The sequence below is a fragment of the Psychrobacter sp. AOP7-A1-24 genome (genome assembly GCF_052376235.1).
Classification (GTDB): Bacteria; Pseudomonadota; Gammaproteobacteria; order Pseudomonadales; family Moraxellaceae; genus Psychrobacter.
Genome location: NZ_JBQSVM010000005.1, coordinates 51,095 through 65,489 on the forward strand (window position 1 = coordinate 51,095; position 14,395 = coordinate 65,489).

At 41.0% G+C, this 14,395-nt stretch carries 13 protein-coding genes; 1 reads left to right on the forward strand and 12 read right to left on the reverse strand.

Annotated elements, in window-relative coordinates; translation table 11 throughout:
- Positions 1–2: 2 nt before the first annotated feature.
- From ACT3QQ_RS03155 to ACT3QQ_RS03185, 7 genes are all read right to left on the reverse strand, one after another.
- Positions 3–227 (reverse strand): heavy-metal-associated domain-containing protein, encoded by a 225-nt coding sequence (locus ACT3QQ_RS03155; RefSeq protein ID WP_444526873.1) that lies wholly within the window; start codon positions 225–227, stop codon positions 3–5.
- A 241-nt stretch (positions 228–468) separates the two neighbouring features.
- The gene (locus ACT3QQ_RS03160; protein ID WP_444526874.1) at positions 469–726 is read right to left on the reverse strand and encodes a heavy-metal-associated domain-containing protein; all 258 of its coding nucleotides are present in this window, start codon (positions 724–726) and stop codon (positions 469–471) included.
- A 27-nt stretch (positions 727–753) separates the two neighbouring features.
- Complete coding sequence (gene kdsA / locus ACT3QQ_RS03165; RefSeq protein WP_444526875.1) at positions 754–1,629, reverse strand: 3-deoxy-8-phosphooctulonate synthase; 876 nt, start codon at positions 1,627–1,629, stop codon at positions 754–756.
- A 232-nt stretch (positions 1,630–1,861) separates the two neighbouring features.
- On the reverse strand, positions 1,862–3,496 hold the full coding sequence (locus tag ACT3QQ_RS03170; protein WP_444526876.1) for a CTP synthase: 1,635 nt from the start codon (positions 3,494–3,496) through the stop codon (positions 1,862–1,864).
- A 195-nt stretch (positions 3,497–3,691) separates the two neighbouring features.
- Positions 3,692–4,819: a porin gene (locus ACT3QQ_RS03175; RefSeq protein ID WP_444526877.1), complete on the reverse strand. Its 1,128-nt coding sequence runs from the start codon at positions 4,817–4,819 to the stop codon at positions 3,692–3,694.
- A gap of 248 nt (positions 4,820–5,067) precedes the next feature.
- A complete protein-coding gene (locus ACT3QQ_RS03180) occupies positions 5,068–6,192 on the reverse strand; it encodes a porin (protein ID WP_444526878.1) in 1,125 nt (374 codons plus the stop codon).
- Positions 6,193–6,800: 608 nt separating this feature from the next.
- Entirely contained in the window at positions 6,801–8,999 is a 2,199-nt protein-coding gene (locus tag ACT3QQ_RS03185) for a malate synthase G (RefSeq protein ID WP_444526879.1), read from the reverse strand.
- 519 nt (positions 9,000–9,518) lie between these two features.
- Between ACT3QQ_RS03185 and ACT3QQ_RS03190 the strand changes: the two genes are divergently transcribed.
- On the forward strand, positions 9,519–10,250 hold the full coding sequence (locus ACT3QQ_RS03190; protein WP_444526880.1) for a tRNA-(ms[2]io[6]A)-hydroxylase: 732 nt from the start codon (positions 9,519–9,521) through the stop codon (positions 10,248–10,250).
- A 151-nt stretch (positions 10,251–10,401) separates the two neighbouring features.
- On the opposite strand, the gene ACT3QQ_RS03195 is transcribed toward ACT3QQ_RS03190, so the two are convergent.
- The 5 genes from ACT3QQ_RS03195 to ppk1 form a co-directional block, all read right to left on the reverse strand.
- Positions 10,402–10,602, reverse strand: coding sequence for a hypothetical protein (locus tag ACT3QQ_RS03195; RefSeq protein WP_444526881.1), 201 nt, complete (start codon positions 10,600–10,602; stop codon positions 10,402–10,404).
- Positions 10,603–10,761: 159 nt separating this feature from the next.
- Positions 10,762–11,088: a hypothetical protein gene (locus ACT3QQ_RS03200; protein ID WP_444526882.1), complete on the reverse strand. Its 327-nt coding sequence runs from the start codon at positions 11,086–11,088 to the stop codon at positions 10,762–10,764.
- A gap of 66 nt (positions 11,089–11,154) precedes the next feature.
- The gene (locus tag ACT3QQ_RS03205; RefSeq protein ID WP_444526883.1) at positions 11,155–11,418 is read right to left on the reverse strand and encodes a hypothetical protein; all 264 of its coding nucleotides are present in this window, start codon (positions 11,416–11,418) and stop codon (positions 11,155–11,157) included.
- 77 nt (positions 11,419–11,495) lie between these two features.
- Positions 11,496–11,666 carry a hypothetical protein gene (locus ACT3QQ_RS03210; protein ID WP_444526884.1) on the reverse strand — a complete coding sequence of 57 codons (171 nt, stop codon included), beginning with the start codon at positions 11,664–11,666 and terminating at the stop codon, positions 11,496–11,498.
- Positions 11,667–11,981: 315 nt separating this feature from the next.
- Positions 11,982–14,126, reverse strand: a complete 2,145-nt coding sequence (ppk1, locus tag ACT3QQ_RS03215; protein ID WP_444526923.1) for a polyphosphate kinase 1 — start codon at positions 14,124–14,126, stop codon at positions 11,982–11,984.
- Between the last annotated feature and the right edge of the window lie 269 nt (positions 14,127–14,395).

Consider the following 14,395-nt stretch of genomic DNA (forward strand, 5'->3'; position numbering starts at 1 on the left):
ATTTATGAGTTAGCGACTGTCGCCTCAAACCCAGCATCGTTAATAGCCGAAGCAATAGCCTCTGCACTGGTTTTGCTATCATCAAAGGTTACCGTCGCTAAGTTATCAGCAAGGTCAACGGTAATAGTCTCTAATCCATCAATATCGGCTGTCGCCGTGTGTACGCTTGCTACGCATCCGCCACAAGTCATACCATCAATTTTAATAATACGTGTTTGGTCTGCCATATCGGGCTCCTTATTTTTATTGGTAACAGGCAGCTCTAATAGTGATTCTGTTAATGCTAACTTTGATATATCTTTTAATTTATTAAAGTAAAGCAAATCATCAGAGCTACAGTAAATAAGCATAAGCCCTATTACTTTCGACGACAAGACCATTTGGTTGTTACTTTATTAATGAGTCAGTAACTTATTAATAAAAACGTAAAAAAGCTCATCAACAAACTTGTAATAATACTGTTTGTAATTATAAATCGTGATGATGCGGATTCTGCGGTGAGTCAATCGGAAATGGCTGAGTCACATAATCCACCATACTAATCGCCGCTGTCAAAGCATGGATACTAGTATCTGTATCATCATAGCTCACCGTTGCAACATTATGTTTGGGATCCAAATTGATAGCAGTCACGCCTGAGATATTCTTAAGAGCGGTCATTATGCTATCTAAACCTTCTGCATCATCGATATTTTCGATGCTTACTTGTGCCATCTGAATTGCCATTGTATAGCCCTCTTATCACTTACCGTACTAATGAGTATCTAATACTTCAAAACCTTTGACTAAGTCATCAATTTGCTTGAGCTGACGCAAGAACGGCTCTAATTGGCTCATACGCAGCGCACATGGACCATCGCATTTTGCAGTTTCTGGATTTGGATGCGCTTCCAAAAACAACCCTGCTAACCCTGTAGCCATACCTGCACGAGCAAGCGTTGTAATCTGCTCACGACGTCCACCAGCGCTGTCACTACGTGCACCTGGCTGCTGTAGGCTATGGGTTACATCAAAAAATACCGGAATATCCATCTGCTTCATGGTATCAAAACCAAGCATATCAACGACCAGATTATTATATCCAAAGGCACTACCACGCTCACAAAGTATGAGCTTATCATTACCGCCCTCTAAGCACTTATTGACGATATGACGCATTTCATGGGGGGCCAAAAACTGCGCCTTTTTAATGTTAATAATGGCATCTGTTTTTGCCATCGCATGTACTAGGTCCGTCTGACGTGACAAAAACGCAGGTAGCTGAATAATATCAGCCACTTCAGCGACTGGTGCTGCTTGATGGGGTTCATGCACATCCGTGATAATTGGTACTTGGAATTTTTCTTTGATCTGACCTAGCCAATCGATCCCCTGCTCTAAACCAGGCCCACGGTACGAATGTAGACTTGAACGATTGGCTTTATCAAAGCTCGCTTTAAAAACATAGCTGATACCTAGGCGCTGGCAAATATCAACATACTGCTCAGCAATCTCAAACGCTAATTCTTTAGACTCTAAAACATTCATGCCACCGAACAATACGAAAGGCTGGTCGTTACCAATGTTAATCGTATCGTTGCTAGGAGTATTAAGCGTGATATGTGATTGCGCGGACAATAAATTTTCCATGAAGCCGTTACCTCTTATTTTGTTATTAATATGTCTGTCCCATATTGTAACCGATAGCCCAAGTAAAAAAAGTATGCAAGCGTAATTAGACATCATTAGTAAAGATGATTGTTGGCTAATAACAACAAACAGTTTAAATTGAGCAAAAAAAAGACCGATCCGAAGGTCAGTCTTTTTTATAGTAAATGCTTTTACTCTGCACTACTTTATAAGAGTTGCTTTGCTATAAGAACTACTTTATTTCGCTATGGTTCTTAGCAGCTTTTACAAAGCTATTAAACAGTGGATGACCACCACGTGGTGAGCTAGTAAACTCTGGATGGAACTGTACAGCAACAAACCATGGGTGTTCATTAATCTCAACCGACTCTACCAAATGCTGCTTTGCAGAATAACCAGAGATGGTCATACCTGCTTGCTCTAATGGTTCAATATAGCGGTTATTCATCTCGTAACGATGGCGATGACGCTCAGTAATATTGCTAGCGCCGTAAATTTGGCTCAGCTTACTACCAGAAACCAGCTCTGCTTGCTGTGCGCCTAGACGCATCGTACCGCCAAGGTCTGAATCATCGCTACGAATTTGTAGCTCGCCGCGCTCATCCAACCACTCAGTGATAAGACCAATGATAGGCTCAGCCGTCTTACGATCAAACTCAGAAGAGTTGGCATTAATATTAAGTACATTACGCGCATACTCAATGACAGCCAGTTGCATACCGAGACAAATACCTAGATACGGAATATTGTTTTCACGAGCATAAGTGATGGCTTTTATCTTACCCATCGTACCGCGCTCACCGAAGCCGCCTGGCACCAAGATGGCATTAGCATCATCTAAATGTGCAAATAGTTCGGCATCGCTCTCTAAACGCTCAGCATCGATATAGTCAATTTTTACATCTACTTTATGCATAATACCTGCATGTAGCAATGCCTCATTGATAGACTTATAAGCATCTGGAAGCTCGACGTATTTACCAACCATCGCAACAGTGACTGTGCCTTCTGGATTCAGCTGAGCTTCAACCACTTTGTCCCAATCGCTCAAATCAGCTTCAGGCACATCAAGACCGAAACGCTCACAGATCAGATCATCAAGATCTTGCTCGTGTAATGTGCGCGGTATCTGATAGATACTTTGCGCATCTTCACACATAATAACCGCACGCTCTTCAACGTTGGTAAATAGCGCAATTTTGCGACGATTGTCTTGTGAAATATGATGGTCAGAGCGGCAGATTAGGATATCAGGCTGTAGGCCAATAGATCGCAACTCTTTTACTGAGTGCTGCGTTGGCTTAGTTTTGGTTTCACCTGCACTAGCAATATATGGTACCAATGTTAGATGCATTAACATGGCTCTATTACGGCCAAGTTCTACTTGCATCTGACGCACGGCTTCCATAAAAGGAAGTGATTCGATATCACCAACCGTACCGCCAATTTCGATAATAGCGATATCATATCCTTCGCCACTGGCAAGGATTTTGTTTTTAATTTCATCAGTAATATGTGGAATAACCTGTACGGTACCGCCTAGATACTCACCACGGCGCTCTTTATTCAAAACGTTCTGATAAATACGGCCACTGGTAAAGTTATTACTTTTACTCATTTTTGAGTGACGTAAAAAACGCTCGTAATAACCTAAATCCAAATCGGTCTCGGCGCCATCTTCGGTGACGAATACTTCACCATGCTGAAACGGGCTCATTGTACCTGGATCGACGTTGATATACGGATCCATTTTGGTCATCGTGACGGTTACGCCACGTGCTTCTAAGACCGCTGCAAGAGAAGCTGCGGTGATACCTTTTCCTAGTGAGGACACTACCCCACCGGTCACGAATATAAACTTGGTCATAGTACTCTGTCGGTAATTGGTAAAGAAGGATTTTACTAAAAATACGCCATAAAATATAGGGCAAAAACGCAAACTGTCTGAAACTCTTGTGTTTTTACACTAGTAGCAAACATTTTTCTATTATTAAAACATTACACAATAAAAAACTCACCCTAAAGGATGAGTCTTGATAAATAACTTATAAAACAATCTGATTTAGAATTTGTATTCTAAACCGCCACCGATAGCGAACACATCAGCATCACCGCGAGCATCAACTTCAGATATAGTATTATCGTCATAGTTTCTAACCACTAGCAGACCATTCTCCAAATCTGCTGAGTTTTTACCGATGTAAGCATGTGCAATCATATTGTCTTTGAACTCATATTTACCGCCCAATACGATTTGGTCTGAATCATTGCCACCTAGGCCTGCTAAATTTTCAGTTTTATCATACTGTAGATAAACAGAAGCTGGACGTGCGAAATTGGTCAGACCCATTTCAGCGCTGACGACCAAACCTTTCTCTTCATCGTTTGAATCATCAAAATCTACTTGTTGGTATAACGCACCTAGCGTCACTGGATAAGCCATGTATTTACCTAAATCAACACTAGCACTACCGCGTAGAATTTCGCCACCATCTGAGATAGACATATCTTTGTCATACCCAATACCAGCGGTAAAACCTGTACCTGGATCGAACATTAACGAAGCGCCGAAGCCACTATCGCGATCATCGCTATCAGAGACAAACGATTCGTCAGCACCATACTGTAATGCAAGCTCTACTGGCAAGTCGTTGTATTTAGGCGCAATCCATACGATTGAGTTATTGATACGTTCGCCATCAGTCAAGGTAAGAGCTTCAGTTAGTGTATTGCTATCACCTAAAGAACTTGCGCCAATGTTATCCCAATAGCCTTCATTTACAGTCACGTTATTAATGTAATCAGAAACTGAGTAGTTACGACCGAATCGAAATTGACCAAATTTTTCGTTGTTTAAACCTAGATAAGTGTCACGACTTTTAAAACCAATATTGTCTGAACCACTGTCATCGATTTTGATACCGTACTCTAATTGATAGATGACTTCTGTATTAGCAGTTATTGCTTCAGATCCTTTGAACCCTAAACGTGAAGAGTGTGAGCTAACTTGTACAGAGTCGTTGTCTTCATTGACATAGATAGCATCATTTGGCAAATCCATCGACTGGCGATCAAGTTCAGCATTGACATAGTTAGCAGTCACAAATGCCTTACCGTAGACAGTTGGGGCTGCTTGAACAGTAGAAACTGATAGCGTTGCAATTGCTGAAGCTAAAAGTAATTTTTTCAAAGGATATCTCCACTTTACGATTTGAGTGATAAATGGTCTAAGATCGTTAGATATATAATAGTTTTAGGTTGTATACCTTTGAAACCATAATATATAGCGAGCCATAAGAACTGCTTAGACATAACTTTATCAAGCAAATATTACAGTAAGATGAAAAAACCAAAGTTTACATAGTGGTTATGATTTTTTATGACATAAAAAAACTCACCCCGAAGGATGAGTTTTTTATAATCTAATTAAGTGTGATATTAGAATAAGTATTCTAGACCGCCACCAACTGCGAAGATATCAAGATCAGTATTGCTAGCTCCGTCTTCGGCAGAGTTGTTACCGATATAAGCATGAGCAATCATGTTGTCTTTAAAGTTGTATTTACCACCTACAACTACTTGGTCTGACTCACGGTCGTCAACACCAGCTAGGTTTCTAGTACCGTTATACTGTACATATACAGACGCTGGACGAGCAAAGCTGTTTAGACCCATTTCAGCACTTACAATCAAACCTTTTTCTTTTTCAGAGCCAGCGAAATCGTAATCAGCTACTTGATACATAGCACCTAGCATAACTGGTGCAGCCATGTATTTACCTAAATCAACAGTTGCACTACCACGTAAGATATCACCGCCAGTAGTACGTTCACCAATTACAATAGTCTCTGTCGGATCTTCCGGATTTGCACCTAAAATATCTTGAGTAGTACTTAGACTCATATCTTTTTCATAAGCAATACCAGCAGTAATACCAGTACCTTGGTCAAACATCAATGAAGCGCCAAAACCATTGTCACGGTCATCGTTATCAGAAACAAATGACTCATCGGCACCATACTGTAGAGCAAGTTCTAGAGGCAAGTTGTTATATTTTGGCGCAATCCATACGATAGAGTTATTAACACGACCGCCATCAGCCATAGTTACAGCGTCAAGTGCGTCGCCGTCCATATCAAGGTTGCTAGCGCCTAGGTTATCCCAGTAACCTTCAGCCACAATCACATTGTTGATGTAGTCAGTTACTGAGTAGTTACGACCAAAACGGAACTGACCATAGTCTTTGTTGTCTAGACCAAGGTAAGTATCACGGCTTTTGAAACCAATATTGTCGTCAGTACCATCGATACCAATACCATACTCTAACTGATAGATGACATCAGTGTTAGCAGTCATTGCTTCAGAACCTTTGAAACCAAGGCGTGAAATGTTTGAGTTGATTTGTACTGAATCGCTATCTACGTCATACAAATCATCACTACCATCACGGTCAGCATTGATGTAGTCAGCAGTAACGAATGCTTTACCATATACAGTTGGGGCTGCATTGGCTGCAGATACAGATAGGGCTGCGATTGCTGTAGCTAAAAGTAGTTTTTTCATGGGGTATCTCCACTTTACAATTGTAGTAATGAGCAAGCTATTATTAGCTGGCGCCCATAATGGTATCGTCACAAATCCTCAAAGATATAATGTGTAACTGGCTACCGAGATTAGTCAGAAACAAGTGTGGCGAATTGCTATTACAGTAAGGTAAAAAACCATGACACACATGACTGGGATTAAACAACGCAACTGCCATGTAACGTTTGGTCTTTATTGCTCCGTGCGTAACATCCGTTACCAAACTCATACTTCGAGTACAAGCATATCAACTTTGACATAATTTGCAACATATTTTTTTGCTTTTTCGATACATCCATTATCGAATAACAAATAACGTCTTATATTTGAGCAATCGCTAAAAAACTTCTATTTACTCAATTAGATACGAATACCACTGGTTAATACCAATACTAATAGTCTTAAATTATTGTAATGGATATCAGTCAGTCGACCAAAATAAAGCGCTATTTATTGATCAATAAATAGCGCTTTCAACAGCCTCATGACTTATTTCTGACACATTTCACAGTTACAAACAAGCAAGAATAATTATTATACTTGCTCGTTTAGTATGCCCTAATACAGAACTTATTTACTCTATAAAACTAAGCGTTTGCTTTTAGATCCAAACGTGCTTGATGCAATAATGGTTCAGTATAACCACTAGGCTGCTCACGCCCTTTAAAGACTAAATCACAGGCGGCTTTGAATGCATAAGAGCCATCAAAATCATCTGCCATCGATTGATAGTCAGCATCGCTTGCATTTTGCTCATCGACGACCTTGGCCATACGTTTCATCGTATCCATCACTTGCTGTTCACTGACTACGCCATGATGCAACCAGTTGGCAATATGTTGGCTTGAGATACGCAAAGTAGCACGATCTTCCATGAGACCTACATCGTTGATATCTGGGACCTTGGAGCAACCTACGCCTTGATTTACCCAGCGCACAACATAACCCAAAATACCTTGAGCATTGTTCTCAAGCTCTTGTTGCTTCTCTTCGTCAGTCCAGTCGGTATTTTTTGCCAATGGAATGGTCAAGATGTCGTCTAAACTCGCACGCTCGCGTGATTTTAGCGTGTCCTGTACATCAGCCACGCTTACTTGATGATAATGTATGCTATGCAAGGTAGCGCCCGTTGGTGATGGTACCCATGCAGTGCTAGCACCAGACTTCGGATGAGCGGCTTTGGTATCCATCATCTCTTTCATTTCATCAGGCTTAGCCCACATGCCCTTACCAATCTGCGCGTGACCTTGTAGTCCTGTCTCTAGACCGATATCGACGTTCCATTGCTCATAAGCAGGTTGCCATGCTTGCGATTTCATCTCGCCTTTTGGTACAAACGGGCCTGCATTCATACTGGTATGCATCTCATCGCCAGTACGGTCTAAGAAACCTGTGTTAATGAAGATAACGCGCTCTTTAGCTTGGCGAATTGCTTCTTTTAAGTTGACCGTCATACGGCGCTCTTCATCCATAATGCCGATTTTAAGTGTATTGCGCTCTAGACCTAACAAATCTTCTGATGCATTGAATAAGTCATTGGCCATTTTGACTTCTTCAGGGCCATGCATTTTTGGCTTCACGATATACATGGAGCCTTGGCGTGAGTTTGATAGCTCGTTTTTACCTTTGATATCATTGAGCGATAATAGTGGCGTGATTAAACCATCCATTAGGCCTTCAAATATCTGCTCTTCACCCTCACCCAAATCTACTAAAATAGCAGGGTTTTGCATTAGATGACCAACGTTACGAATTAATAATAACGAACGACCTGGTAAGATCAGCTTGCCACCATCTGGCGTATTGTATTCACGATCTGGATTCTGCTTACGTGTACGCGTTTTGCCACCTTTTTCGAAGGTTTCTTGTAGGTCGCTATTCATCAAGCCAAGCCAGTTACGATAAACTTCGACTTTCTCTTCTGCATCTACAGCAGCGACTGAATCTTCACAATCTTGAATAGCTGTCATAGCCGACTCAAGCAGTATGTCTTTAATGTTTGCAGGATCATCTTTGCCGACTGGATGGCTGCTATCAATTTGAATCTCAGCATGCAAACCATTATTTTTTAACAGAACGCCTGTAGGAGCTTCAGCGTCACCGACAAAGCCAACAAACTTAGCAGTATCTTGTAGCTCAGTACTGCTATCACCTTGTACGACCTCTAGCTTGCCATCGACTACTTTAAAGCCAGTCACATCGTTGTATGAGCCTGATGCTAGTGCAAAGTGCTCATCTAAAAATGCTTTAGCATAAGCGACAACGGCAGCACCACGAGTAGGATTGTAGCTACCACCTGCTTCTTGACCATTGTCACTGCTGATAACATCAGTACCATATAAAGCATCGTATAAACTACCCCAACGTGCATTGGTCGCGTTAAGCGCATAGCGAGCATTACGAACTGGCACGACTAACTGCGGCCCTGCGATGTGCGCGATTTCATCGTCGACATTTTTGGTATCAACCGTAAATGCTTCGCCTTCAGGTAACAGGTAACCAATCTCTTGTAGGAAGGTCTTGTAAGCTGGATAATCGATTTCACCATCTTTTGCTGGGTTATCTAGGTGCCACTGATCAATCTGTGCTTGAATCTTGTCACGAGTTTCTAATAGCGCCTTATTGCGCGGGGTAAACTCTTTGATAACCTTTTCAAAACCTGACCAATAATCGTCTGAATCCACACCGACTTTCGGTAGTACTTCGTTTTCAATAAAGTCATATAACTGCTGATCGATGGCTAAACTGCCTTTTTGAATACGATTAGTGTTAGAAGGCTGGCTCATATTGTTATCCTTGTCTGTTCGTGAGAGGTACTAATACTGGACTGTGCCAGTAATTGTTTAGAAGTTTGAAAGATGTTAAACGTCCATATTTGTTCATTGTAGAAATTTGCACGTTCTATTTTTCTAAGAAGATATCTCTACAAATTTTATGTTCTAATAAAAGGAGACTTATCAATAGCTCATCATAAAAATAAGATGAAATACTTAAAAAGTAAAATCTCATCCTACTATCAAATAATAAAATTAACAAGAAAACATCATTTACTAAGTAAATACTTGGGTTGTCTAATAATGATAGTCTAAACACTGTCTACATTAGAGGCCGTAATCATCATTTAGAAATTAGATATGGCCGAAGAAATATAAACGGTAAGTAATCATTAATGCTATTAATTATGCTTAATCGTTATCTGTTAATAAACACATATTGATGACTATCCGTTATTTAGCATCGTATCTATGTCGGACTAACGATATAATTACTTATATTATCATTCACAAACAAAGCTTCCTTAGACTATGACCATCAATCAACAAGACCTCGAAACATTACAATCGTCAGAAAGTGCTATAAATAGCGATAATATTGAAGAAAAACTGATCGAAGAAGACAGTGTGGATATCACACGTCTGCGTACTCCTATAAAGATAGATCTATCTCCTGTCTATAACTTCTTGGGCGCACACACCACGAAAGCTTGGGTAGATGCTGCTATTGAGAATCTGCCCATGATTATTCAAGATCATGCCAACTGCGAAAAAAAGGCCGCTGGCACGGCAATGAACTTAATATTCCGTTATGAGTTCTCGTATGACTTGCAACGTAAACTTGCACAGCTGATACGTGAAGAGATGCTGCACTATGAACAAGTACTGGGCATCATGAATGAGCGTGGACAAGAATGGAAATATCTGAGTGCTGGTCGCTATGCTAAAGGTATGCTAAAACATAAGCGCACTTACGAGCCAGCAGCGATGGTCGATGTGTTGATAATAGGGGCTTTTATTGAAGCACGCTCTTGTGAGCGTTTTGCAGCGTTAGCCGAAGTCATCGATGATGAGCGCTTAGCAAAATATTATCGTTATCTGCTCAAATCAGAGAGTCGTCATTTCGAAGATTATCTTGCACTTGCCCAATCATTATCAGACGAAAATATAGACGAGCGAGTTGCGTTCTTTAAAGAAGTAGAGGCTGAATTGATAAGTAGTCCAGATGCTGAGCTGCGTTTTCATAGTGGTACACCCGCATAAAAAGGCCTCTCCCTGTACCTACTTCCATAAGCATCTACCTATATAGTATAGAAAACGAAAAAAGGCACTATATTTGATACGAGAGGTTCACTCCTATCAAATACAGTGCCTTTTTGTAAATGTGTAAAATAGTTATTGGTACACCGACATATTACTTATTGTCTTCCATTAAAGGGCTGTCATACTGTTTATTGCTCTTAGCGATATCATGCGGATCATGGTCTTCCGTAGCCCTCTCTGCTGCAGTTGGATTTGCTTTTTGTAATGCATCATCAGGGACGATACCATTATTGTCATCTGCATCTTTCAAATTAGGATCACTTTTGACGCTTTCATTATGTGAGTTATTCATTGATACTCCCTACTGTGTTAACTGCTTGTCTAATCTAAGAAATACTATTTGTTAGTAAGCACTCATTGATCACTGTGCAAATGAATTTAGGTTACACTTTATATTCAATGCTTAACTTCTCTCTATTCGTTCCTTATCACCGATCATTTCTATACTTGCCTAGTCCTTTTCATCAGGATTTAAGATACGGGTCTGCGCATTATCAATATTGGCATAACGATTCAAGTCGTTAATAGCCTCACTCTTAGGTGCTGCACTACCGACAGTTTCTTCATTTATATTGTCGTCGAATGCGGTACTACCTTCTTGATCACGGCGGTCTGGCTGACGTGCTGGATTATCGTTATCATTCACATGCTCTGAGTCGACTACAGACTCATCAAAAGTATCCGTTCCTTTGTTCTCAGTAGTATTTTTCTCAATTGCACTGTGATCATCAGGTCCTAGTGCTTTCGTGTTGTCTATCGCTGAGTCTTTAGCTTTCATTACTATATCCTCGTTTTGTATTTATAATTTTATCTATTTGGCTAGCCTGCTCTTATATACAGACCTTTACTCATTGCCTTTTTGGCTCAAGTCGTAGGCACTCAGTTCTGCTGCGTTTTTGCCGCCAGCGGCAAGGTCTTCTTCTTTGCGCGGATCCGCATACACCTCATCGGTCTCTTGCGAATCTTGCTCAGGTCCATCGATTTCAGGTTTGTGCTTGCGCCCTACATAGCTGTCTTTTGGATTTTCCGATTCATTAGCAGCAGGATCATCCACGATTACCTTTTCTTCTGTTTCTGTTTCTGTTGCTACTGGTTTTTGTATAGTCATGGCGCGTCCCTCGCTTTATCATTTATTTTTATTATCTGTTAGGTTCTCTACTGGGTCAGTATTTTGATCGTTGTAAATTACTTATCAGTACGTAGATCGTCATCAATAAAAGGCGTTTGCTCTTCTTCGTTTAATGACTCTGGGGCGTTGGGTTTTTTGTTTTCTGCTAAGTTGTTTTCAACTTCCTGCCCATTTACCTGTTCTGCAGCTTGCTTAATATCCGAGTTATCATCGTTAGTAGTACTCATAATTATTTCCTATTCTTATAATTTAATTAAATGGTTTTGAAACACTATATATATATACATCTTAAATTTGTACCGACGCATAAAGAAGTAACCAATACTTAGCAAGTAGCGTCATAGTTGACATTAATTATAGGTATGACCTTGGGTAATGCACCAGTGTACTGCCGTATCAATATGTGAATAATTGTGAGGTTGCAAGACAGTTTGTAACTTTTGCAGTGAGTAAGCGCAAAAAAACCAAGCACCAGTATTTACCAGTGCTTGGTTAGAGAGATAACCGAATTACTAAAAATTAGCTAAAGGCAATCCTAGGAATTAGCTAGACTCTCCCACACGATTGATCGTCTTTAATAAATGATCTTGTGCGACATGTGGTTCCTCTCCTGCTACTGGCTTTAGCTGCTGCCAAACACCATTGCCATCAAGTGTCCATGCTTGCGTATTGTCTTGTAAATAGTTAATCAAGCCATCTTGATAGATCTGCTTAAACAGTTTTTTATTCTCAATCGGGAACGCCACTTCCACACGATGGAATAAATTACGATCCATCCAGTCTGCACTACCACAGTATAGACGCTCATCGCCGTTATTATAAAAATAATAAACGCGCGTGTGCTCCAAAAACCGTCCGATAACAGAGCGTACCGTAATATTTTCAGAGAGTCCTTTCACTTGCGGACGTAGACAACACATAGACCGCAAAATCAGCTCAATTTTTACACCTGCTTGCGAGGCATCATACAACTTATCAATGAGTCGACGCTCAGTTAGCGCGTTGGTTTTGATAATAATATGAGCCTGTTTACCTGCTTTGGCATGAGCAATTTCATCATCGATAAAGTTCATCAACTTCTCGTGCAAAGTAAACGGTGCATGTAGCAGCTTTTTAAGGTTGGCAGGTTTGCCCATACCGGTCAGTTCTTGGAAAATTTTGTGAACATCTTCTGAGATATCAGGATCGGCACTGAATAGACCATAATCTGTGTAAACCTTGGCGTTAGCCGCATGATAGTTACCCGTACCTAAATGTACATAACGGCGAATCCTATCACCCTCGCGGCGTACGATTAGCATGAGCTTGGCATGGGTCTTATAACCGACGATACCGTAGACCACGACCGCGCCAGCTTCTTGTAAATAGTTGGCAACCGCAATGTTAGACGCCTCATCGAAACGCGCACGCAGCTCAATGACAGCCGTGACTTCTTTACCATTGCGAGCAGCAGCGGCAAGCGCTTTGACGATTTCTGAATTGGTTCCTGAACGATATAGCGTTTGTTTAATCGCCAATACTTTGGGATCGCTGGCAGCCTGCCAAAGCAAATTGATAATCGGAGAAAAGGCGTGGAAAGGATGATGAACCAATACATCGCTTTTACGCATAGCAGCAAACATACTGGTCGATTTGTCTGACTTATCCATTTCTCGGCGAAATGCTTTTGGCACGACATGAGTAAATGGCTGATAGCGCAGTGCAGGGATGTTAAAGTCAAACAGCAGACGCGTTAAGTTGACAGGGCCATTGACACGGTACAGCTGATTGTCGTGTAGCTCAAACTCATTGAGCAGGTATTCACTGATATGCGTTGGACATTCAGTTGTCACCTCAAGACGAACTTTATCACCAAAACGGCGGTTTTCAAGCTCACCCTCTAACGCCTTGGCAATATCCTCGACATCATCAGCCAAATCTAAATCGGCATTACGTGTCAGCCTAAATTGGTGACAGCCTGTCACACTCATTCCAGGGAATAGCTCACCGATATGCTCATGAATGATAGCAGATAGCATGACATGATGTTCTTTACCACCAGTCAACTCATCTGGCAGACGAATCACGCGCGGTAGACTACGCGGCGCGGGTACAATCGCTAAGTTAATATCGCGACCAAAGGCGTCTTTGCCTTCCAATGTAGCAATAAAGTTTAAGCTTTTATTCACAAGACGCGGGAACGGATGCGCCGGATCAATGCTAATTGGCGTCAGTACGGGTACGACTTGCTCGGTAAAATAGCGCTTCATCCATGCAGACTGCTCAGCGTTTAGCTCATCACGTTTGAGATAGCGAATATCTTCTAATGCAAGCGCTGGCAAGATATCTTCATTGAGAATCCGATACTGCTCATTAATTGCAGCATGCGTAATAATAGATATCTCGTTTAGCACTTCGCTGGGGCGCATGCCATGGGCGCTGGTCGATACATCACCAATGTTAAGCTTTTGCATGATACCAGCGACACGAATCTCAAAAAACTCATCGAGATTGGATGAAAAAATAATTAGGAAAAATAAGCGCTCAAGCAATGGATGGCGAGAACTAGATGCCTGCGCTAAGACGCGAAGGTGAAACTGTAATAAAGATAAATCACGATTGATATAACTACTGGGTGAATAGCTACCGTCTTCTGAGCGTTGCCATTCGACGTCGGCTAACTCATTTAGGCTATTATCTATACTCATATCTTTATTAATACTTTTATTAGCGCCCTCGTTCATACTATTAACGTCAATCATATCGTTAACATCATCGCTCTGATTACCAGTCATCTCTACCACGTCACTACTCCTTTTGCGTTATCGATACGCCATCATCTTATATAGTTCTGTCTTTATTAGAGCGTGTTCTTCTTTTTATACTATTTTTAAAATGAGGACACGCCCTAGTGTTATTTGAAATATCTAGCCTACAACATCCTAGCCTAAAATATAGCCTAACCCTAAAGGTTTAT

Bases quoted from the DNA above. Each gene is read 5' to 3' on its own strand.
- ACT3QQ_RS03155 (WP_444526873.1), bottom strand. From the start codon at position 227: ATGGCAGACCAAACACGTATTATTAAAATTGATGGTATGACTTGTGGC.
- ACT3QQ_RS03160 (WP_444526874.1), bottom strand. From the start codon at position 726: ATGGCAATTCAGATGGCACAAGTAAGCATCGAAAATATCGATGATGCA.
- kdsA (WP_444526875.1), bottom strand. From the start codon at position 1,629: ATGGAAAATTTATTGTCCGCGCAATCACATATCACGCTTAATACTCCT.
- ACT3QQ_RS03170 (WP_444526876.1), bottom strand. From the start codon at position 3,496: ATGACCAAGTTTATATTCGTGACCGGTGGGGTAGTGTCCTCACTAGGA.
- ACT3QQ_RS03180 (WP_444526878.1), bottom strand. From the start codon at position 6,192: ATGAAAAAACTACTTTTAGCTACAGCAATCGCAGCCCTATCTGTATCT.
- ACT3QQ_RS03185 (WP_444526879.1), bottom strand. From the start codon at position 8,999: ATGAGCCAGCCTTCTAACACTAATCGTATTCAAAAAGGCAGTTTAGCC.
- ACT3QQ_RS03190 (WP_444526880.1), top strand. From the start codon at position 9,519: ATGACCATCAATCAACAAGACCTCGAAACATTACAATCGTCAGAAAGT.
- ACT3QQ_RS03195 (WP_444526881.1), bottom strand. From the start codon at position 10,602: ATGAATAACTCACATAATGAAAGCGTCAAAAGTGATCCTAATTTGAAA.
- ACT3QQ_RS03200 (WP_444526882.1), bottom strand. From the start codon at position 11,088: ATGAAAGCTAAAGACTCAGCGATAGACAACACGAAAGCACTAGGACCT.
- ACT3QQ_RS03205 (WP_444526883.1), bottom strand. From the start codon at position 11,418: ATGACTATACAAAAACCAGTAGCAACAGAAACAGAAACAGAAGAAAAG.
- ACT3QQ_RS03210 (WP_444526884.1), bottom strand. From the start codon at position 11,666: ATGAGTACTACTAACGATGATAACTCGGATATTAAGCAAGCTGCAGAA.
- ppk1 (WP_444526923.1), bottom strand. From the start codon at position 14,126: ATGAGTATAGATAATAGCCTAAATGAGTTAGCCGACGTCGAATGGCAA.